Genomic DNA, 20,040 nt, shown 5'->3' on the forward strand with positions numbered 1-20,040 from the left:
ACCAACGTTCTCGATGAAGAGCACCGAGCCCGGTTCCGGCGCGAGTTCCTCGGCCGCATGGCCGACCATGTGGGCGTCAAGGTGGCAGCCCTTGCCGGTCCTGCCGCTCACACTCTCGAGGATCTCGAACCGCTCGCCGCCGGCTGGCGTGAGTTCGAGCACGTCGATTGAATCGATGCGGGCGAGCGGCGGCGCCTGGGTCCGGATCGCATCGGGAAAGCGGCCCGCATCCGGGCCCTCGATCTCTATCAGCACGCCGGCACTGTCGTTCAGCACAAAGCCTGAGAGCCGCATGGTGCGCGCAAGCCTGTAGGCGAACGGTCGGAACCCGACGCCCTGCACGGCGCCGCGCACTCGGAGTCTCAGCCGTCGGACCCGGTTTGCGGTCGGTCGTGCAAGCGCCCCCGCCATGGGTCATGCCACCTTCGGCCGCGCGGGCCGGTGGGGAGCGGATGATTCGAGCCAGGCATAGAAGGCTTCCATCCCCTCTCCCGTGCGGGCGGAGAGGGTTAGCGTCTGCAAGCGCGGATTGACGCGCAATGCATTTGCAATGCAGAGCCCGACATTGAAGTCGAGATGCGCCAGCAGGTCGGCCTTGTTGAGGATCATCAGGTCGGCAGCGGCGAAAATGTCGGGATATTTGAGCGGCTTGTCCTCGCCCTCGGTGACCGAGAGCACCACCACCTTGTGGTCCTCGCCGAGGTCGAAGGCGGCGGGACAGACGAGATTACCAACGTTCTCGATGAAGAGCACCGAGCCCGGTTCCGGCGCGAGTTCCTCGGCCGCATGGCCGACCATGTGGGCGTCAAGGTGGCAGCCCTTGCCGGTATTGATCTGGATCGCCTGCGCCCCGGTTTCGCGGATCCGCGCCGCATCGTTCGAGGTCTGCTGGTCGCCTTCGATGACGGAGATCGAGAGGCGGTTCTTCAGGTCATTGATCGTGCGGACTAGCAGGCTGGTCTTGCCCGAGCCGGGGCTGGAGACGAAGTTGAGGGCGACGATGCCCCGGCGCCCGAAATAGCACCGATTCTCGGCCGCATAGGCGTCGTTCTTGGAAAGGATATCCCGCTCCACCTGGATGATCCGTTCCTGGCTCATCCCCGGAACATGCACGCCGGAAATGGCGTAGCCATAATCGACGCTGCCGTGGCCGGGTTGTTGGTCGTGCTCGTGGGCGCCATGATGTCGGTGGTGGTGGCCACGATCGTGGTGACCGTGGTGATGGTGATGGTCATGGCCGTGACCATGGCCGCTCGCTTCGTGCTTGTTGCCCTCGATGGCCGACGTCCCGCAACCGCATACCGTGCACATCAGATCACCTCCATGTCCCTGATCTTCAATTCATCGCCTGCCGTCATCTGGACGCGGTGCCGTTTGCAGTTCGGGCAGGCGCCGAACCGCTCTTCCAGGGCTACCGTCTTGCCGCAATCGAGGCACCAGCCTTCGCCGGCGATGCGATTGATCTCCAGCGTGGCGGCGTCGGCGATCGTGCCGTACCGCGCCGCCTCGTAGCAGAAGAGCAGCGCATCCGTATCGACGTGGCTGAGCGCGCCGACATCGAGGCGGACCGACTTGATCCGCGTCGCGCCGTTCTGCCGCGCCGTCTGGCAGACGATCTCGATCACGCTCTCCATCAGCGACATTTCATGCATCGCCAACCTCGCGAACATCGATCTCGAAGGCCACGCAGGGATCGAAAAGGACCGCGAGCCGGGATACCGACCGGACGGCAGCCTCGTTGCTCCCGATCGACGACGACACAAGTGTCTCGACGAAGGGGCCGGCTGGATGAAAGTTCCATTCGGTCGGGGCGAGAATGCGATAGGCTGAAAGTCTGCCGTCGTCTCCGATCTCGGCCTGATGATAGAGCCGTCCGCGCGCGCATTCGACCGCACCATAGCCACCCTGGCGCGGCGTAGGCCCGCTGGAGGCGAGCCTAGTCCAGTCGAACTCCCCTGTCCTCGCAAGAGCCATGAGTTGGCTAAGCGAGATGTAGACGTCGGCGGTTCTGGCCCGCAGGCGCTGCGCCAGATGGGATGCCGGGACGAAGCCGGCGGGCGCGAAACGGGCATATGCGCCGGTTTCCGCTACGCGGCCGAAAAGGTGCGGCAGGTCGGCATAGCCGGGCTCGTTGCAGAGCCGCACTACGACTTCCGCGTCGTCCTTGATGGTCAGCGCATCGGGACTGCGGCCGGTGAAGGTATGGTCGTTCTCGACGTCGCGAAGCATCGCTGCCCAGGCTGTCCCCGACAAGGGCGCATCGCCCTGACCAGGGATTCCGAGCGCGGTGACTGCAGCGGAAAGCCGCTCGGTCGCCACCGCTAGGTGCGACCGGTCGATTCTCTGGGCCTTGACCTCCGCGATAATCGCCTTCGAGGCGGCCAGCGCCTCGCGGAGATGTTTACCGGCGGCCGCGGCAAGCGGTGCAGGCAGGGGAGTCGGCCAATGGAGGATGAGCGCGCGCAGCGTTTCGAATATCCGCTCCGCCAGCATTCCCGCGCTGGCGCCCGCGCGCTCCTCGTCGTTCATTGCCAGGTCCGCCGCGTTGAGGACGGCAAGCCGGGCCGCCACCGATTGCGCAAAGCCGCAAAGCGAGAACACCTGCGGCGCAAGCGCGGGTGCTTCCTCGGGTCTGCGACCGACGAAGATGTACGTCAGCCCCTTCAGGCGGTTCGCCTTCACCGAGACGGAGCGGGCGAGCGCGCGTGACACCGTCACCTCGATACTGATCGTGCCTGCCCCGAGAAGGAGCGTCATTCCGAAGTCTCCTCGCGCCGAGAGAAGGGCCCGCGCAGCAGATCACGCCGGTTGACGATCGCGGACGGCGACGGCGGCGGTACGAGCGTGCCAGGATCGAAGAGGGCGCGGACGGCCTCCTCGGCGATTTCAAGTGCCGCCTCCATGGTCGAGAACTCGAAGACAGGAGAGAACAGTGAACAGGAATCGACACGGGCGACCGCATCGAGTTCGCCGACGATGAAGTCGACCTCACCCGCAGGCAGGCCGATGCGGACCGTGGAGCCCGCGGCGGCCGGAGCGGCGGGCGTTCCATCGGGCAGATCCGCAACCACGAGGTTCATGAACCAGGGCGTGGTCACGATCCCGAAGGCGCGGCCGCTATAGGTCCGGAAGCCGGTCGCCGCGACGCCGAGCGCGGCATTGCAGATCGGTACATCCACCATGGCCGTGGCGCGGATCTGCCGGTAGTGCCTCTCGAGCCGCAAGCCGAGCGCCCGCGCCGGATCGACTGCCGCTCGGTCATTAGCTATCATCGCCCAGCCTCATGAACTTCGATTGCAGTGCATCGCAATTCGGACACCGCCAGTCCTCCGGCAGCGCGGAAAACGGCGTGCGGGCCGGGATCTGCCAGACCGGGTCGCCGTCGGCGGGATTGTAAACGTGCCAGCAGATGCCGCATTCCATTCTGTCCTCGTCGGACAGGGTCTCGCGCTTACCGAAATTCTCGAAGGCGCTCATTTGAAATACGCCTCCTCAATCTCGCGCAACCGCGCCTCGGAGTCGCGGAAATCCTCCTCGGCGGCGATGGCGACCGAGGGAATGCCGCAGATTTCCAACGTATCGAGAATGATCGTGTCCATGGCGTTGTACATTTGGACCGACCAGACATTGCGCGTGCCGGTCGCGACGATACGGCAGGTTCCGTAGCCGCGTGAAGTGAGCTGTACCGGGCCTGCACCCAGCGTCTCCTGCAAAAAGGCCATATCTTCCGGGCTCATTGGGAAGAGCGAGAAGTTTATGACATATCCTGGATCGCCATCGCGATAACGACTGATCCGGTCGCCGATCTCGCTTAGCACGGGCATGATATTCATGGCGCCGGGCGGGGCCGGCCCGTGGCTGATCGATGCTGGCAGCACCGAACGCGCCCGCCGGACGGCGGCCGGGATACTTGCCACTTCGACATAGTCGGCAATGCGCCGGCCCTCGGCGTCGGTAAATCGGATTCGCCAGAGGCCGGCCATGACCGCTTCCTGCATCTGCGCCGTGATGCCGTTCGCAAGGGCCGCGACGCCGGCAACCTCACCCTCGCCGAGAGTTTGAGCAATCAGTTCTCTGTCCTCACCGGCGAAATCGGTGATGTCGAACAGCCGGCCCGGCTCGTCGGCCTTCTGAACCGCGAGCGCGTCGGCCAGTTCCGGCAGGAGCATCGCCGTCCGACGACAACGGCGGATCATCTCTTCGCCGCTGCTGGTGGCGAGGAGATTGAGCTTGCGGGCACCTGGTTGCGGTTCGGCGCCGATCTGCATAACCGTCATCGCGGCATCCTCGCCATTGGGGGAAACCCGAAAACCGGCCCTCATCGCACGATCTCACCTGCCGGCACGGGCATAACGACCTGTGGTCCGCCCGAGGGCACCACGACCGGCGCGTCGGGCGGGAGGCAGGCGCCGATTTTCTCGATATATTCCGACCAGTCGCGGACGTTACCGAGCACGCCCACCAGCTGATCCCGCCACGTCACGACGAGGCTTGGCATGACGACGACGTTGAAGCGCGTCTTGAGCTTGTCCTCGGCCGTGCGGCGGACCACTGCGCCGCGCAGGCGGCCGCGGAAGAACCGCAGGAGTTCGGGAAGAATGACGGCGACGTCATCGACCTCGGGCCGTTGCGACGGATCGCCGGTGAAGAACAACACGGCATTGACAGGCTCGCCCGTTGTCGAGGCGAGGAAAACGTCGATGTTCGTCTCGTCGACAACAGGAAGGCGCACCCGCTCGCTCAGGGCGCGGACCACGGCAGATGGCATTCTCTCCTCCACAAATCACCATGCAGAACGTATGGCCTGCAAACAGCGTGCCAGACTGACGAATGTTGGATGAAAACTTTTCGCCTTCTTGAGCGTCACCGAGATCTGGATGCAAGTTCCAGCCTGGGATTTTTCACTTGTCGCGCAGATGCGATGGTAGTTCCGGTTCGATGGAGATGAGATCGGAGAAAAAGGTCTCGAAGGCTCTTCCCTCTGCCGCTTCGGCCAAACCCGACAGCGCATCGTCGATCACGCGCGCCTCGTCGGCATCGAGTACGCGGATGGCCGAGCCGAGATGGGTGAGGACATAGGTGCCGGGCGGCTGCGGGCCGACCAGCGTGAGTGAGATCGACAATATCGCGCCGTGACGTTCGCATTGCGCGACAAACTCGTTAACCGCGACGACGCGCATGGGAATGCCGATGCACATGACATTACTCCGTTCCGAACGGCGGAATGGGTAGGCGCGGGGCGTAGGGTGCCCCATACGGCTCCCGGCAGGCCTCAGCGGTGGGGGATGGTTCAGCCCGCAAGCAGAGCCGCGCCAGCGAGGGCGACAGCCGCGCCGGCGATTCGCGCCGCGGCCGCCCTGGCCCTGCCGGACTTGAGCGAGGCCAGCCCGAACCAATGAGATGAAGGACGATCGTAGCGCCGAGAAAGGCGGCCACATAGTCGCCCGCATGCGCCCTTCTCGACAGTTCGGTACCATGGACATGGCCGTGGAAGAGGGCGCAAATCCCGACCACGGTCCCGGCCACTGAAGTAGGAACCTTCACATCGAAGGCCTCTAAGGCCACCAAGGCACCGAGCACGGCCACCGTCAGCGCGACCCCGGTCTCAGCCATCGGAAGCGCGATGCCATAGGTGCCCATACTGCCGCCGATCGCCATCACCGCGACAAAGGTGGAGGGCACGATCCATCGGGCCTTGCCGCCTAGGGTCGGCGCGCAGCCAACCGCAACCATCGCCAGGATATGATCGAAACCGCTGAACGGATAGCCGAGACCTGCAAGCGTGCCATCGGCATGCAGCCCGACATGGGCATGGGCGACGCCCGGTAGCGTAAGCGCGGCGAGCGCCACCGTCATTTTCCGGCAATTCATGGGATCCCCTCACTAGTTGAACGCGCCGACTCGGCGCGCCGCTCGTAATGTTCGCAATCGATGTCGTTTTCGAGCAGCGGCAGAAACACCGCTCCATCTGGTCGCGCCCTGACCGCGACGCCCCAGCTTCTCAGTATCTGAACGGCCGTTTCGACGGCCGCGGGTATGACCGCGTTGATCGGTGCTGTCAGCGGACCGCCCCAGTCCTCGAGATCAAGAGGCTGGCAGCCTATCAGGGCCAGTCGCTCCGGATAGTGCCCCATTAGGTCGGCGGCGCTCAGCACCTCTTGGAATCCAGTCTGGTGCAGGCTCAACTTCTTGGCGCCGGTGAATTTCGGCACTTCGTCGTCCAACACCACCTTCATCGCGCCCGGCTCGAGACCGTAGTCGATGGCGTCAAAGACGATCAGCCGATCGTGCTCGTTGACGAACTGGACGAGGTAGAGCCCCTGCGTGCCGCCATCAAGGATAGTGACACTATCGGGCACTTCGTAGGTCTTATGGAACTGTTCCACCGCGCGTACGCCAAAACCCTCGTCGGCCCAGAGGATGTTGCCAATGCCGAGTACGAGAATGCGTAACACTGACGAGGGTGCCGGGGGAGGGCTGGCCATCTAGCCCTCCCCGTCCTTGAAGAGCTGCACGCCCGAAATCATCGACGAGATGATGCTCTGCCGGCTCATGATGTCGTCGCGCACGGCCACATAGATGTGGACCATCGTGAATACGAGGACCACCCACATGCCGAGATGGTGGTGGGAGTGGATGTCCTGGCTGTTCGGCCAGATCGAGAACATCCAGCCGAAGAGCGCATATTCCCAGCTGTCGCGGCCGGCCCCCTCGCTATAGAGCGCGAAACCGGTGCTCACCATGAAGGAAAGCGGCAGAGTGAACAGGAGGAACATGGTAGAGCGGGCGAGCGGATTGTGGCCGACATATTTCGTCGGCTGCCGCGCTAGGAAGGTATACCACAGCACCTCGTGCAGCCATTCCTTCCAGAAATGGACGCTCCAGAACGGCACGTAAAAGATCTGGCGGGCATGAGTGTTGCCGACGAATGCCCAGTAGACCCTGAGGATCAGGAACACGACGAGGACCTGCCCCGCCGCGAAGTGGATGAAGCGGATATAGCCCATCAGAAAATTGGCGCTCGCCTCTCCGGGCGCCGAAGGCAGCGGCGAGCCGATGAAGTAACCGGTCAGCGCGAGCGTCAGGATGGCGAAGGCGTTGACCCAGTGCCAGATGCGCACCGGGGCCTCATAGACATAGACGCTCTGGCGCTGGACCGCCTTTTCGCCATGTGCGTCTGCGGCGGCGGGAGTTTCATGGATACTCATACCCCAACCTCCTCACCGGACCTGGACCCTGGCCATTTGCTGACCGTCCGGGCTGATGACATGTGTTGAGCATGCCAGGCACGGATCGAAGGAGTGGATGGTCCTCAAGATTTCGAGTGGCTGAGCGGGGTCCGACATCGGTGTATCTATCAGCGATGCCTCGAAGGCGCCGATGTTGCCGGCCGGATCGCGTGGGCTACCGTTCCATGTGGTGGGGACGACGCACTGGTAATTGTCGATCTTGCCGTCCTTGATCTTTATCCAGTGGGCGAGCGCACCGCGCGGCGCCTCGGTGAAGCCAACGCCCTTGACCTCCTTTGGCCAAGTCTCAGGGCTCCACTTGTCAACTTGGGCGGTGCTCGAGTTGCCGGCCTTGATGTTGGCGATCAGCTTGTTCTGAAAATGGCGCATCTGGTAGCCCGCCCATTGTGATTCCAGCGCGCGGGCCGCCGTACGACCGAGCGTCGAGAACAGAGCCGAGATAGGCAGGCCGAGGTCCTTGAGCACCTTGTCGACTGGGTCCGTGAACTCGGCCTTGTTCTGGGCGTAGCCGACGATCCAGCGGGCGAGCGGCCCGACCTCCATGGCGTTGCCGCGCCAGCGCGGCGCTTTGATCCAGGAATATTTGGCGCCCTCGTCGAGCTGCTGGATATTGGTCTTGGTGCCCTTGGCGTTGGGGCCGAGTTCGTAATGCGGATCGGTGACGCCGTCCCATGGATGCAAGCCTTTGCTCTCGTCGGGATACTTGTACCAGGAGTGGGTGACAAATTCCTGTATTTGCTCGGGGTCAGCGTGATCGACCGGATGCACTTCGGCAAGGTTGCCGTTGATGATCGCGCCGCGCGGCAGCTTGAGGCTCGCATCCGAATAGTCGTTGGCGTACTCCGGCACGTCGCCATAGGCGAGCACATTCTTTCCGGAGAGCCCGCCCCCATAGAGCCAGTCCTTGTAGAACGAGCCTATGGCCATAATATCGGGGATGTAGACCTTGTCATTGAACTCGATCAGCTGATCGATGATCGAGGTCACCATGCTCAGCCGTTCCATGTTGATCGCACCGACGGCGCCGGTGCCATCGATGTTGATCGGACAGGGCACGCCGCCGACGAGCCAATTCGGATGCGGATTCTTGCCGCCGAAGATCGTATGAATCTTGACGATCTCCTTCTGGAAGTCGAGAGCTTCGAGATAATGCGCCACCGTCATCAAGTTGACCTCCGGCGGCAGCTTGTAGGAAGCGTTGCCCCAATAGCCGTTCTTGAACGGGCCGAGCTGGCCCGACTCCACGAATTTCTTGAGCCGGCTGTGGATGTCCTTGAAATACCCAGGCGAGGAGAGCGGCCAGTCGGACATCGACTGCGCGAGCGCGGAGGTCGCCTTCGGATCGGCCGAAACCGCCGAGATCACGTCGACCCAGTCGAGGGCGTGGAGGTGGTAGAAGTGCACCACGTGGTCATGAACCTGCAGCGCGAGCTGCATCAGGTTGCGGATCGAGTTGGCGTTTTCGGGGATTGTGATGCCAAGCGCGTTCTCGACCGCGCGCACCGAAGTGAGTGCATGGGTGCCGGTGCAGACGCCGCAGATGCGCTCGGTGAAGGCCCAGGCGTCGCGCGGGTCGCGGTTCTTCAGGATCACTTCGATGCCGCGCCACATCGTGCCGGTCGACACGGCGTTGCGGATGATGTTGTTCTCGTCGACATTGACCTCGACCCGCATATGCCCCTCGATGCGGGTAACGGGATCGACGACGATGCGCTTGCCGGAATTGTCCAGCTTGAAGCCGTTCGGAGTCTGGATCGTCATGATGGTGATTTTCCTGCCTAGAGGGTTAAGAGTCGGCTTTTTCGCGCTTTATGGTTACGCGCTTGACGGCGGTCACAGCCGCATGCGCGGCGATCGCGCCGCCCACGACGCCGGCCGCGGCCATGCCGACCTTGTCGGCATTCGCCTCGATCCCGAACTGGTGGATGGTGGTCAGCCGGTCATAGAAGGTGCCATTGTCCCAGAAACCGTCTTCCGAACAGCCGATGCAGCCGTGGCCCGACTGGATCGGGAAGGAGACCCCGCCGTTCCAGCGCATGATGGAGCAGACGTTGTAGGTGGTGGGCCCCTTGCAGCCCATCTTATAGAGACAGTGACCCTTGCGAGCGCCATCGTCATCCCATTCCTCGACGAATTGGCCGGCGTCGAAGTGCGGGCGGCGATAGCACTTGTCGTGGATGCGCTGAGAATAGAACATCTTCGGCCGGCCCTGCCGGTCGACATCGGGCAGCTTGCCAAATGTGGTGATAAACGTGACGACGCCCGTCATGACCTCGGCGGTCGGCGGACACCCCGGAACCTTAATGATCGGCTTGTCGAGGACGACCTTGTCGATCGGTGTCGCCTGGGTCGGATTAGGTTTTGCCGATTGTACGCAGCCCCAAGAGGCGCAAGTACCCCAGGCGATGACCGCCATCGCGTCCTCCGCCATCCATTTAAGCTTCTCGACGAAAGGTCGGCCGCCGTCGATGCAGAACATACCGTCCTCTTTGAGTGGCGGATTGCCCTCAACGGCGAGAATGTATTTGCCCTTGTACTTCTCCTTGGTCTCTTCGAGGATGGCTTCCGCCCGATGGCCGGCCGCTGCCATGATCGTGTCGTCGTAGTCGAGCGAGATCATTGACAGAACGACATCCTTCACCAGCGGGTTGGCCGAGCGGATGAAGCTCTCCGAACAGCAGGTGCATTCGAGGCCGTGCATCCAGATGACGGGCACCCGCTCTTTCGTCTCGAGAGCCTCGGCCATGGCTGTCGCCGCTGCCGGGCCTAAACCGAGGCTCGCGGCCGTTACGCTGCAGAACTTGGTGAAGCTGCGCCGTGTGATCCCCTGGCGGCGAATGACGTCATAGAAGGTTTCAGCAGTTGCCATAGGGTTCCACCAGCAAATCGATCCCCCATCATCGCATTTCGCGAACGGACAGCGGGCTTTGTCAGAGAGACCTGCAAAAAGCGGACCAGTTCGGAATAAATCGATCATTTTCCTTCTAAAGGAAGGCACGCTCTCGCGCCGGCGCGCCGATTAAAAGGCTTGAGCAATTGCTCCCGTGGAAGTGGCAACCACCAGCGTTCGCTCTCGGATTATGCCGCCGAGATAAAGCAGGCTACGGCAGGCAACCGCGACGCGCAGATCCGCTACGCCTCCATCCTGCAAAGCGTGGGAACTACGAGAAGAAGCTGGCTGGCGATCTCCGGAGAACAGCCGGGCCTCGCTCGAGGAGCTGGGGAGGCGCTGCTCGGCCAAGCGCAGATCCTCTCCTCCGCGCGCACACTCTATCGCTGGGCGAAGGAGCACGAGAAGCCCGATGCCGCCCGCAAAAGCGGCTTTCAGGACGGTGACCGCAACGAGACCATCGATCGACTGACACACGTCGAATGCCAGTATCTGCCCGACGTCGATCGCAAGCTGCTCGACGGCGCGCTTAAGGAATATCACCGGCTGGAGGCGAAAGACCGCGACACTGCGTTCGATACCGCTCTGGGCCAAATCGGCGTCGATCGACTTTAAGATGACCCCAAACTCGCCGACACGGCCACGCGGCTCGACTGGCTCGACAGGCCGGCAGTTGCCTTCGAGGCATCGGACGACCCTTTGATCAAGCTGGCGGCCGCGCTTTATCCCGGCGACCTAGCCGCAGAGGGCGCGGAGAAGGACCGCGCCGGCCGCACGCAGGCGGCGCGCGCGATCTACATGCAGGGTCTACTCGCCTATCGGAAGGCGATCGGCCGGCCCGTGTATCCCGACGCGAATGGATCGCTCCGCCTCACCTGGGGCAAGGTGATGGGGCGAACGCAAGACGGGCAGATCTGAACGCCCTGCGCCACGGCCGAGGGACTTCTGGCCAAGCACACTGGCAAGGGCGAGTTCGAAGCGCCCGACGCCGCCGTGACCGCGGTTCGCGCTAAGGATTATGGCCCCTCTATCGCGCCGGAGCCCCTGCTTTGCTCCCTTCAGATGAGGGGGTTAAAACGGCGGTCTTGAACCGCGCTGTTGGCAGTGAAGCCGACCGGCGGTCATTGGATAGCCTCGAATGGGCCCCGCGCCTGCACTGCTGGAGCGGCACATAATCGGCATAGCGCGTCAGCATCAACAACTTGAGGAGGTGAGATTACCTACAATCCCAAGGTAGGAGGAGCAAGAAGCCTGGGCGCGTCCGGTGCTTTGTGAGTGCCCGTTCCGCCCACCCAGAGCGGGCACTCATACTTTTGCGACTATCGATCTTTCGCACCCTCTCCTACCCTCACCACAGGAAAGGGGGTTAGCCATCGGCTCATTGAGAAATCAAGCAAAGCGACGCCGCGGAATTACTGCGCGGTATTTGGCCAACCACTGTCGCTCCTCGTCAACCGAAATGATCGCCAAAACGCCCGACGGCAGCTCCTCGTCGACTTCTGCATCGATTCCAAGCGCAACATAGTCCTCCTGCAGGGCCACAGCCGCAGCGCAGAATCCAGCACAATGCGTTATGCTGCCAACTATGCCAGACGGCCAAAGCGGCGCTCTGTGGGGTCCACCTGGGATGGCGCATGGAGGAAAGCCAAGCTTGGACAATGCCGATCTAGCACAAGTCCGTCCGATGGCGAATTCACGCCTTCTGCTTTCGACTGCACTGACAACCGCACTCTCTTCTTCGACCATCACTTCGGCCCTGCTGACTTCATTTGCTCGACAGGTTTGTACGGCTATGTTTGATGGAAGCAGCGTCTCTATCACCTGGGGATTTCCTCTCGCTCGGGCACTATTACTGTTGAATACCTCATGCAATATCGCGCTCAGGCCGACGACTGTGCCCGCCGATGCCGTTTGAGTCGGATTGAGATTAGCAGCCAAGGGGAAGGATGAACTACCAATTGCATCCGCGCTGGTCAGCTAGAATCGCAAACAGATCCGAAATGATCTGCACGTCCTCATCAACTCTCAGCCTTCACCTCGTGCCCTGGCCGTCTAAGGACTAATCCCTTAATATCCCTGAACTGCTTGAGCATTACAAACGCGGCAAGCAGGCCTGCCACCAGCTCAGCAACTGCCTGGCTGATCAATAGTCCCTTGAAGCCCCAAATACGTGGAAATAGGAGTATGGCTGGTACGAAGAGATATCCTTGCCTCGCGAAGGCCACGACCGCACTCAGGCGTGATCGCCCAAACGACTGAAGCATAGTTATTACAACGTATTGAACGCCAAAGAGCCCGAAAAAGAGATGGAACATAATACAAGTGGAGACGGCGATTTCAATGACATCCGCGCTATCGCTGAAAAGCCAGACGATTGGCCGGGCAAAAATCACGACCACAGCAGAAAAGCTAGCTGACAATGCGAAGGCCATAGAAAGCATGAACGTCGCGGCCTTCTGCACTCGAGCGAAATCCTCTGCTCCCCAACTGAAACCAAGAACCGCCTGCGAGCCTATACAAAAGCCGATAATCGGGAATGCCCCGATTGTCAGCAATCGTGAGGCTATGCCAACAGCGGCAATGGAATTGTCGCCGAATGGTGCAGCAGCCCTGTACAAGAGCATAAATGCAACAGCAGACAAGATACCGGTGATGGTTGCTGGCGTTCCGACGGCGGCGATCTGCCTTATGCGCCCGCCCCTCAAAGTGATGTAAGAAGGGCTGAAACGGACAATCCCACGTTGCTTCAGGAAGTATACGACGTAGATGCTGGTGGCGGCCATCAGAGACAACAGTGTTGCGAGCGCCGCGCCGCGAACTCCGAGATCTAGCGAAAAAATTAGGATCGGATCGAGCAGGGCATTCAGCGTAAAAGCCATAATCATGGTCCACATGCTGAATCGTGTGTTACCCTCCGCCCTGACGATGAACCCACTGACTATGTTCAACAGCATGAAGGTGTAACCAAATAGGAGCGTCGATGCATAGTCGAGTGCGGCTGGCATTATGGTCGGACTGGCGCCGAACAAAGCGAGAGCGTCGCGCAAGCTGAAAAGTAGAACGAGGGTAAGCGCCACTCCAATCGGAGCCGCGAGAGCCAGTGCCAAGCTCGCACCGCGACTCGCCTCTGACGAGTTGCCAGCGCCAAGATTTCGCGACACGAATGATGCTGTACCGACGCCGATCCCCTGCCCGACGGCCGAAAGCAGGATGATAATCGGTAAAGTGATGCTGACGGCAGCGATGGCCTGGGGGCCGAGCCTTCCAACAAAGATTGCATTCACGAACTGCTGAAGTGCATTAATCGACAAACCAATAATCGAGGGTATGGCAAGACGCATGATGAGGCGGGGAATCTTGTCCCCCAACAAACCGAAATGCTCTGCCTGCGATGACATGCGTTCTTCCTTCATAAGCAGCTTCAACGGCCCTATCGGGCCGGTTGCCCCAACTCTCCGAACGCATCGACAGTCCGCAGCAGTTCCTCGCGGAAGAGGGTGCAGAGGGTGCGGGTGGATTCGTAGCTCACTTGTCGTGGATCGTACCTCACTTCAACTCGCAGTTCGCCCGACTGATATCCAACACGAAACCAGAAGAGGTAGTTCATCACTGACTGATCCATATCTTCGCCGATCCACAGTGGGGATGGATCTCTGGATAGCAGGCGGCGCGGATAATGACGTTGGAGTCTCGAGCGATAGTTCACTCCGATCCGGGGTAACGGCAAACGATCGACCCGCTCCCGCACAGCGGGATACCGGTTCAAGAACTTCAAGGCACGGAAACCAATGCCCTTGCGCGGCAACGAGTTGCGCTGCTGATATATGGCGCGAGCGCGGTCTGGACGAGATTCCGTTCCGGTAAGGTATAACGGCAGCGGTACCAGTTCACCAATGTAGCCGATGATTTGCGACGGATCGATGTCGTCGAACAGCCCTGCCCGGGTCGAAGTGAGGCTGTCAATCCAGAGCGAGTAATTTCCGAAAGCGCGGCCAAATGCCCCCGAGATAGCCGCAAGCAATATATCAAAATCTTCGCAATGCGCAGAAGTTGGCGCAATCTTGAGAAGTCTCGCCGTCGTCTCCTCACTGATCCTTAGATGATATGTGGCCTGATCTTTCCACAGTGGTCTGCAGAATTCCTCATCCATAGGGGCTTCAAAACCTGCATAGTGGAGCCACCTCGCAGTGTCAGCTGAAAATCCCGCCGCACCTGACCCAGCGTCGCTCACGCGCATATCGAACAAGTCATACCGCAGGCCCTCCCAATGTTCGAGCTCGGTTGGCGCTTCGCTATTCGCGTAATCATCCAACCGCTCGAGCCATTGAGAGAGGGTTGTAGTCTCTGGATCTACAGCGGTTCGGCCTGCAGCAAACGAGTTATACGCCGTCTCGAGTGCATTCAGGAACAGTCTGTATCCAACCCCGTCTGTTACAAAGTGGTGGAGCAGAACAAGCAAATAGTAATCGCCGCTCTCTGATGTCCGGAATGCTGAGACTCGGATAAGAGGTGTCCGACCGTCAAATCGAAATCTGTGCTGACGCTCCGCACAGGCGCGCTCAATGACGGTGAGTTGCTCTGACGTGGCCATACCGACAAGGTCAACTTCTTCTATCAGGGAATCTGGTATCGATCCGATTACCTGAGATAGGCCGCTTTCCGTTTGCGCGATTCGGAGCCTCAGTCCTTCCTCCCGGCCGATGACATGCACAAGGGCACGTTCAAGAATGGATATATCCAAGAGGCCGGCGGGCATGAAGAAGAGATCGCCAATGTTGTAGTGCTCGCCGATTCCGACAACACTGTTCCAATGTGAGACCGCGGGGGGCACTGGCAACGGTCCATTGGAAGCCGCGATGGCACACGTCGAGGCCGGCGTCTGGCCCGTTGCCAGTTGCCGAATCGTCGGTGTCCGGTGCAACTGACCGACGGTCAACTTCAGTCCCGCTTTGCGCGCCAGTGTAACGCACCGCACACTCAGAAGCGAATTTCCGCCGATATCAAAGAAGCTATCATCGATGCCAACAGTGTTGGTGCCCAACAGCTCTTGCCAGATCTCGGCGAGGAGTTGCTCCCTCTCCGTACGCGGTTCAGCCGATCTGCTTTTTCGGATCCGCCGGGATGAGATCGAGGACAAACGCGCTCGATCTATTTTCCCGCTGTGCGTGAGCGGCATACGTTCCACCATCCGAAAATCCGATGGCATCATGTAAGACGGCAGTGCCAGCCGCAGGTGATTCACAATGTCTCCTGAGTTCAGGCTATGTTGAGTGGGGACCACAACGGCAACCAGCCTCCGGTCGTCGCCCACGCTCTCTAGCACTACGCCGGCCTGCTGAATGCCAGGATGAGATACAAGCGCCGTTTCAATTTCCTCCAGCTCAATTCTGAAACCCCGAAGCTGAATTTGGTTATCCGCTCGACCGCAAATCTCCAGAAGGCCCTTGGCTGAGATGCGGGCGATATCACCACTGCGATAAAGGACGCTGTATTGACCTTCATCGTATGGGTTTGGCACGAAAGAGTGCTTTGTTCGCTCGGAATCCTTCCAATATCCCGCGCTCACGCAGCGTCCTGCCACACAGAGTTCACCTGCGACTCCAACGGGGACCCGCTTCAACTCTGCATCAAGGACGTAAGCTTTCACGTTATCGATCGGGCGCCCAATCGGCACAGCTGATGAGCCATGGTCGGTCTCCGAGGTTTCGTACACCGCTGCGTTAGACGCGCACTCCGTGGTGCCATAGAAATTCCAGAGCGGCACATCTGGAAAACACTCTCGCCAAGGGACAAGAAGCGATGACGGCATCGGTTCAGCACTGCTTGTAACTAGGCGCAGGCTGGTCGTTTCCGGATGTCGTTTTTGAGAGGCGATTAAACCGGCCAAGACGGGCGGAGAGGCAAACAACCGCGTAACGCGATGGCTTGCCAATGCCCTCAACAAGAGGTCGGGGTCGAGCAACTGCTCATGCGTAAGGATTAGCGTCGGAACCCCCTTCAAGAGCCCTCCAAAATACTCCCACACCGCTGCAACAAGTGCCGCTGACTTCTGAACCACCATCACGTCGGTGCCATCAAAGGGAAAGCATCGCCACATCCAGTTCAGTCGATTACGTATTGCGGATTCGGGGATGAGAACGCCCTTCGCCTTACCCGTCGAGGATGAAGTATATATTAGACTGGCTGCGTCCTTCTCGATGGGCTCTATAGTCCGATTCGAGACCCGGGCACGCTCGTATTTGGCCTGCAGCGTAGACAGATTGACGGACGGCACACCGACCATGACCTCTTCATCCGCGCTTGCGTGAACAAGGAGTTTTGCGCCGCTATCCCTTATGATATGGCCGATCCGTGCTTTCGGGTAATCTGGCGATATAGGCACGACGATGGCCTGCAAATCCCGGATCGCCAAAGTTGCCGCCGCCACATCCGGCGACCGGTCCACCAGCATGGCCACCGTGTCACCCGGCCCCACCCCGCAAGTTCGCAGAACGGAGTGGATCGTGGTCATGCGCTTGCGCAGCTGGCCAAACGTAATTGCCCCGAACTCGCCGAAATAAGCCACCTGATCCACATTTAAAGCGCTCACTTGGTCAAACGCTTCCACAAGCGAAGGCTCGTTCTCGCATAACCGCTCATCGCCCTTTAGCGAGTCGAGAAAGGCAACTTCCGACGGGCTGAGGCCGCTCAGGGCAACAATCGGCTCGTCCGGCCTCTCAACGCAGGCAGCAATGAGATGGCGAAGATTATCAGCCATGCGAGCGATCACATCGCTCGAAAAACTGTGGTCGGCATAAGCCAGTTGCAAGGCAATTGCATCGTTTTCGTCTTGCGCGTACAGGGTAAGGTCGAATTTCACATAACCTGTGTCATATTCGCGAAATGTCAGCTCCAAATCGCGTTTTGCAGGTGGCTCCGGAAGCTCGGAGTACATGTTGAACATGACTTGGAAGATGGGCGATTGACCGGGCTCGCGGTGGAATCGGGTATCCCTGACCATCCAGCTAAATGGATACGCCGAGTTCGCGATAGCATCGCTTATAAGGCCCTGCACGTGAGTCGCGTGTGTCACAAAGGACTTATTGACGTCAATCGTGCTTCGGATTGGCAACATGTTGAGGAAAAATCCCACGATCTTCTCGGTGCCTGGTTGGCCACGCACAACGTGCGGTATACCAACGATAACGTCATCTTGGCCGCTATACATTCGCAACAGCAGCTTGAAACATGCCAAGAGGATCGTGGAAGTCGTGCATCTGTGCCGGCGTGCAAAATCTCGCACTTGACCAGACAGTTCGCGGCCAAGAAAAAACGCATGCGAGCTCCCGCGGCAGGAGTTCTCTTCCTGCCGCGGTCGACTACTGCCTAGCGAAAGTACCGGAGGATTGTCGCCTATCTGCCGACGCCAATAGCGCCGCTGCTCATCAAGCGACTTCGGTGTAATGTGTACACTTTCCCAAAGAGCATAGGTCGAGAGTGATATGCGTTCTGCTGGAGAGAAAGCAGCAGCATTGGAGTATCTCGTCCGCAGATCTCTAAGCAGGACAGAGATTGACCATGCATCTATGATGATTTCGTGCGCGCTGATCAGCACGAGATGATCATCCGCGCCGAAGCGGATCATCCGCGCCCGAAACAAACTCCCCTGACTGAGATCAAAGGGCTTGTTGAGCTCCGTGCGCCGCAGCTCTGCCACAAGTTCATCAGCCTCTTGATCAGTCAGGTCAGTGGCGTCCACCAACTCTAGATCGGAGCCCTGCGGATCATCAAAAATCTGAACCGGCCCGTCTTCGTCGCTGAAACGTGCCGAAAGCGCGTCATGCGCCTGAACAACATCGAACCAGGCTTCATTGAATGCAGTCAGATCGATGGCACCTCGTATACGCAGACCACCCTGGATGATGTAGTTTTTCGCGGCCGGATCGAGCTGCCAAAGAAACCAGAGGTGTTCTTGCACTCGCGTCAGGGGTGATCGTTTGAGCTTCCCACACGTAGGAAGCAGGTGATGTGCTTCTTTGGATTGGCTTGATATCGCCGTCGCCAGCGATCTGATGGTCCCATTCAGAACAAGCCTGAAATCCACATTCGCCCCGAGCTGGCTCTGGATCTGAGCCAATATAAGCATCGCTCGGAGCGAGTCGCCGCCGAGGTCCATGAATTGGTCGTTGACGCCGATATTTTTGATCCTAAGAACGTTGGACCAAATGTCCCGCAGTGTCCTTTCGAACGCCGTCTTTGGTTCCTCGAAGGGACTGAGCAGCTCGGGGCGAAAGGTCGTCGGATCTGGCAACGACGCGAGATCCACCTTGCCGTTTTGGGTGACAGGAAGCCGGTCGACGCGAATGATTCGTTCCGGAACCATGTAGTTGGGAAGCGCTTCGGCAACAAAGCTCCGGAGTTCACCCTCTGATAGGTCGGCAGGAGCCGACACATAGGCCACAATTCGTCTTGACCCAGTATCGCCGTCGGTATTGGTTATGTCCCTCGCCGTGAGTTTCACGCTCTCGTGGACGGGTGCGATAGCCACTGCGGCAGTCACCAAACGATGAGCGCAGAGGCGAGACTCGATCTCTCCAAGTTCGATCCGGTGCCCCCGGATCTTGATCTGACGATCTCGTCTACCCAGACATTCCAGCAGGTCGTCTGCCCTGATTCGTCCGAGATCGCCGGTCTTGTAGAGATGGCGATAGGACGGGTGGTCCGAGAACGGGTTTGGCAAAAAGGCATCTTTGGTGCGCTCGCTATCGTTGATGTACCCATCGGCGAGACCGACTCCACTGACACAGATTTCGCCGACCTCTCCCGTCTTGCACAGACGCGATCCATCGACGACATAGACCTCAAGATTGGAGATCGGCTTACCGATAGGCACATAGGCGTCAGCTGTGCTGGGTGGGACCGATATCAAATGATGCGTAACCCCGTCCGCACATTCGGTCGGGCCGTAGTGATTGAGAATTGGGATTTGACGATAGAGTTTCAGCCAGCGGCGCGCCAAGGCGGGCGTCAGCGGTTCGCCGACGGTGGAGACCAAGCGTAAGGCACCAAGGAGCCGCTCCTTGGCTGAGAGTGTCTGCAGATATTCAACGAAAACGGCGAGCACCGATGGAACGAATTGGACAATCGTGACACAATGTGCCTGCAGCGCCTTATGAAGGATTATCGGAGATCTCAGTGCGGCATCATCTATGATCGCGACGCAACTGCCGACACATAACCCTGCCAAAAGCTGCCACAGGGAGATGTCAAAGCAATGAGAGGCAGTCTGTGCGACACAGTCCTGCTCACGTAGTTCGAGCACCTCTATCTTTGCCATCAAATGGTTATTTAGCCCCGCGCGCTTCACCATCACGCCCTTGGGCCGTCCCGTCGAACCGGACGTAAACAGAATGTAAGCGAGACGGCCTTCCGCTGAAGCTGGCATGGCAGGAGAGACCCGGCTACCCAATAGCGCTTTCTGCACCGTCATGAATTGTCGAGCGCCGTCGCAGTCTTCCTCAAACAAACCAAGCGCTTCCGGTCTTTCTGGCCCGATAATCAAAGTGCACCCACTTTGCTTAATCATGAACGAAATTCGGGAGGCCGGTAAGGATGGATCGAGGGGTAAATACGTTGAGCCGCTTTTCAGAATTGCGACTACTGTGGCTACCCAATTGGAGTTCCGTTCACCGCAATAGCCCACAACCGTGCCCTGTGCGCCGCACTCACGTAGGGTGCTTGCGATGCTATCAGACCGCACTCGCAGCTCATCATATGTGAGTTCCTCCGCGCCATGTTTAATCGCAATCCTGTCCGGGAACGATGCCGCAATTTCATCAATAGCCGCGACTACATCAATGAGCTGGCCTCCGACAGGTTTAGGTCGCCATCCGTTCAGCATTAATCTCCTCTCAAGGCGAG

At 59.7% G+C, this 20,040-nt stretch carries 17 protein-coding genes and 1 pseudogene; 1 reads left to right on the plus strand and 17 read right to left on the minus strand.

Features of this window, described 5'->3' with window-relative positions:
- From QN219_RS28335 to QN219_RS28400, 14 genes are all read right to left on the minus strand, one after another.
- On the minus strand, window positions 1–411 hold a 411-nt coding region (locus QN219_RS28335), incomplete at its 3' end, for an acylphosphatase (protein WP_284003622.1).
- A 3-nt stretch (window positions 412–414) separates the two neighbouring features.
- On the minus strand, window positions 415–1,311 hold the full coding sequence (gene hypB / locus QN219_RS28340; protein ID WP_284003624.1) for a hydrogenase nickel incorporation protein HypB: 897 nt from the start codon (window positions 1,309–1,311) through the stop codon (window positions 415–417).
- Complete coding sequence (gene hypA / locus QN219_RS28345) at window positions 1,311–1,652, minus strand: hydrogenase maturation nickel metallochaperone HypA (protein ID WP_284003625.1); 342 nt, start codon at window positions 1,650–1,652, stop codon at window positions 1,311–1,313. The genes hypB and hypA overlap by 1 nt, the downstream gene beginning before the upstream one ends.
- On the minus strand, window positions 1,645–2,757 hold the full coding sequence (locus QN219_RS28350) for a nickel-dependent hydrogenase large subunit (RefSeq protein ID WP_284003626.1): 1,113 nt from the start codon (window positions 2,755–2,757) through the stop codon (window positions 1,645–1,647). The genes hypA and QN219_RS28350 overlap by 8 nt, the downstream gene beginning before the upstream one ends.
- The gene (hybE, locus tag QN219_RS28355) at window positions 2,754–3,272 is read right to left on the minus strand and encodes a [NiFe]-hydrogenase assembly chaperone HybE (protein WP_284003627.1); all 519 of its coding nucleotides are present in this window, start codon (window positions 3,270–3,272) and stop codon (window positions 2,754–2,756) included. Before hybE ends, QN219_RS28350 begins: the two co-directional genes overlap by 4 nt.
- Window positions 3,262–3,477 carry a rubredoxin gene (locus QN219_RS28360; protein WP_284003628.1) on the minus strand — a complete coding sequence of 72 codons (216 nt, stop codon included), beginning with the start codon at window positions 3,475–3,477 and terminating at the stop codon, window positions 3,262–3,264. The genes hybE and QN219_RS28360 overlap by 11 nt, the downstream gene beginning before the upstream one ends.
- Window positions 3,474–4,322, minus strand: coding sequence for a hydrogenase expression/formation protein (locus QN219_RS28365; protein WP_284003630.1), 849 nt, complete (start codon window positions 4,320–4,322; stop codon window positions 3,474–3,476). The genes QN219_RS28360 and QN219_RS28365 overlap by 4 nt, the downstream gene beginning before the upstream one ends.
- The gene (locus QN219_RS28370) at window positions 4,319–4,768 is read right to left on the minus strand and encodes a hydrogenase accessory protein (RefSeq protein WP_284003631.1); all 450 of its coding nucleotides are present in this window, start codon (window positions 4,766–4,768) and stop codon (window positions 4,319–4,321) included. Before QN219_RS28370 ends, QN219_RS28365 begins: the two co-directional genes overlap by 4 nt.
- A 133-nt stretch (window positions 4,769–4,901) precedes the next feature.
- On the minus strand, window positions 4,902–5,198 hold the full coding sequence (locus tag QN219_RS28375) for a HypC/HybG/HupF family hydrogenase formation chaperone (protein WP_283979516.1): 297 nt from the start codon (window positions 5,196–5,198) through the stop codon (window positions 4,902–4,904).
- 4 nt (window positions 5,199–5,202) lie between these two features.
- On the minus strand, window positions 5,203–5,871 hold the full coding sequence (locus tag QN219_RS28380; protein WP_284003634.1) for a HupE/UreJ family protein: 669 nt from the start codon (window positions 5,869–5,871) through the stop codon (window positions 5,203–5,205).
- On the minus strand, window positions 5,868–6,485 hold the full coding sequence (locus QN219_RS28385) for a HyaD/HybD family hydrogenase maturation endopeptidase (protein WP_284003635.1): 618 nt from the start codon (window positions 6,483–6,485) through the stop codon (window positions 5,868–5,870). Before QN219_RS28385 ends, QN219_RS28380 begins: the two co-directional genes overlap by 4 nt.
- On the minus strand, window positions 6,486–7,208 hold the full coding sequence (gene cybH, locus QN219_RS28390) for a Ni/Fe-hydrogenase, b-type cytochrome subunit (protein WP_284003636.1): 723 nt from the start codon (window positions 7,206–7,208) through the stop codon (window positions 6,486–6,488). It lies immediately after the preceding gene.
- 12 nt (window positions 7,209–7,220) lie between these two features.
- Window positions 7,221–9,011, minus strand: coding sequence for a nickel-dependent hydrogenase large subunit (locus tag QN219_RS28395; RefSeq protein WP_284003638.1), 1,791 nt, complete (start codon window positions 9,009–9,011; stop codon window positions 7,221–7,223).
- Window positions 9,012–9,036: 25 nt separating this feature from the next.
- Window positions 9,037–10,119 (minus strand): hydrogenase small subunit, encoded by a 1,083-nt coding sequence (locus QN219_RS28400; protein WP_284003639.1) that lies wholly within the window; start codon window positions 10,117–10,119, stop codon window positions 9,037–9,039.
- Window positions 10,120–10,404: 285 nt separating this feature from the next.
- On the opposite strand from QN219_RS28400, the pseudogene QN219_RS28405 reads away from it, so the two are divergent.
- Window positions 10,405–11,058, plus strand: a pseudogene (locus QN219_RS28405) (S46 family peptidase).
- Window positions 11,059–11,529: 471 nt separating this feature from the next.
- Here QN219_RS28405 and QN219_RS28410 read toward each other — a convergent pair.
- The 3 genes from QN219_RS28410 to QN219_RS28420 form a co-directional block, all read right to left on the minus strand.
- Window positions 11,530–11,886 (minus strand): hypothetical protein, encoded by a 357-nt coding sequence (locus QN219_RS28410; RefSeq protein ID WP_284003679.1) that lies wholly within the window; start codon window positions 11,884–11,886, stop codon window positions 11,530–11,532.
- Window positions 11,887–12,158: 272 nt separating this feature from the next.
- Entirely contained in the window at window positions 12,159–13,553 is a 1,395-nt protein-coding gene (locus tag QN219_RS28415) for an MATE family efflux transporter (protein WP_309486637.1), read from the minus strand.
- A gap of 17 nt (window positions 13,554–13,570) precedes the next feature.
- Window positions 13,571–20,020, minus strand: coding sequence for a non-ribosomal peptide synthetase (locus tag QN219_RS28420; RefSeq protein WP_284003640.1), 6,450 nt, complete (start codon window positions 20,018–20,020; stop codon window positions 13,571–13,573).
- Window positions 20,021–20,040 lie beyond the last annotated feature (20 nt).

The sequence above is a fragment of the Sinorhizobium sp. 8-89 genome (assembly GCF_030124325.1).
In the GTDB taxonomy this organism is placed as follows: Bacteria; Pseudomonadota; Alphaproteobacteria; order Rhizobiales; family Rhizobiaceae; genus Sinorhizobium.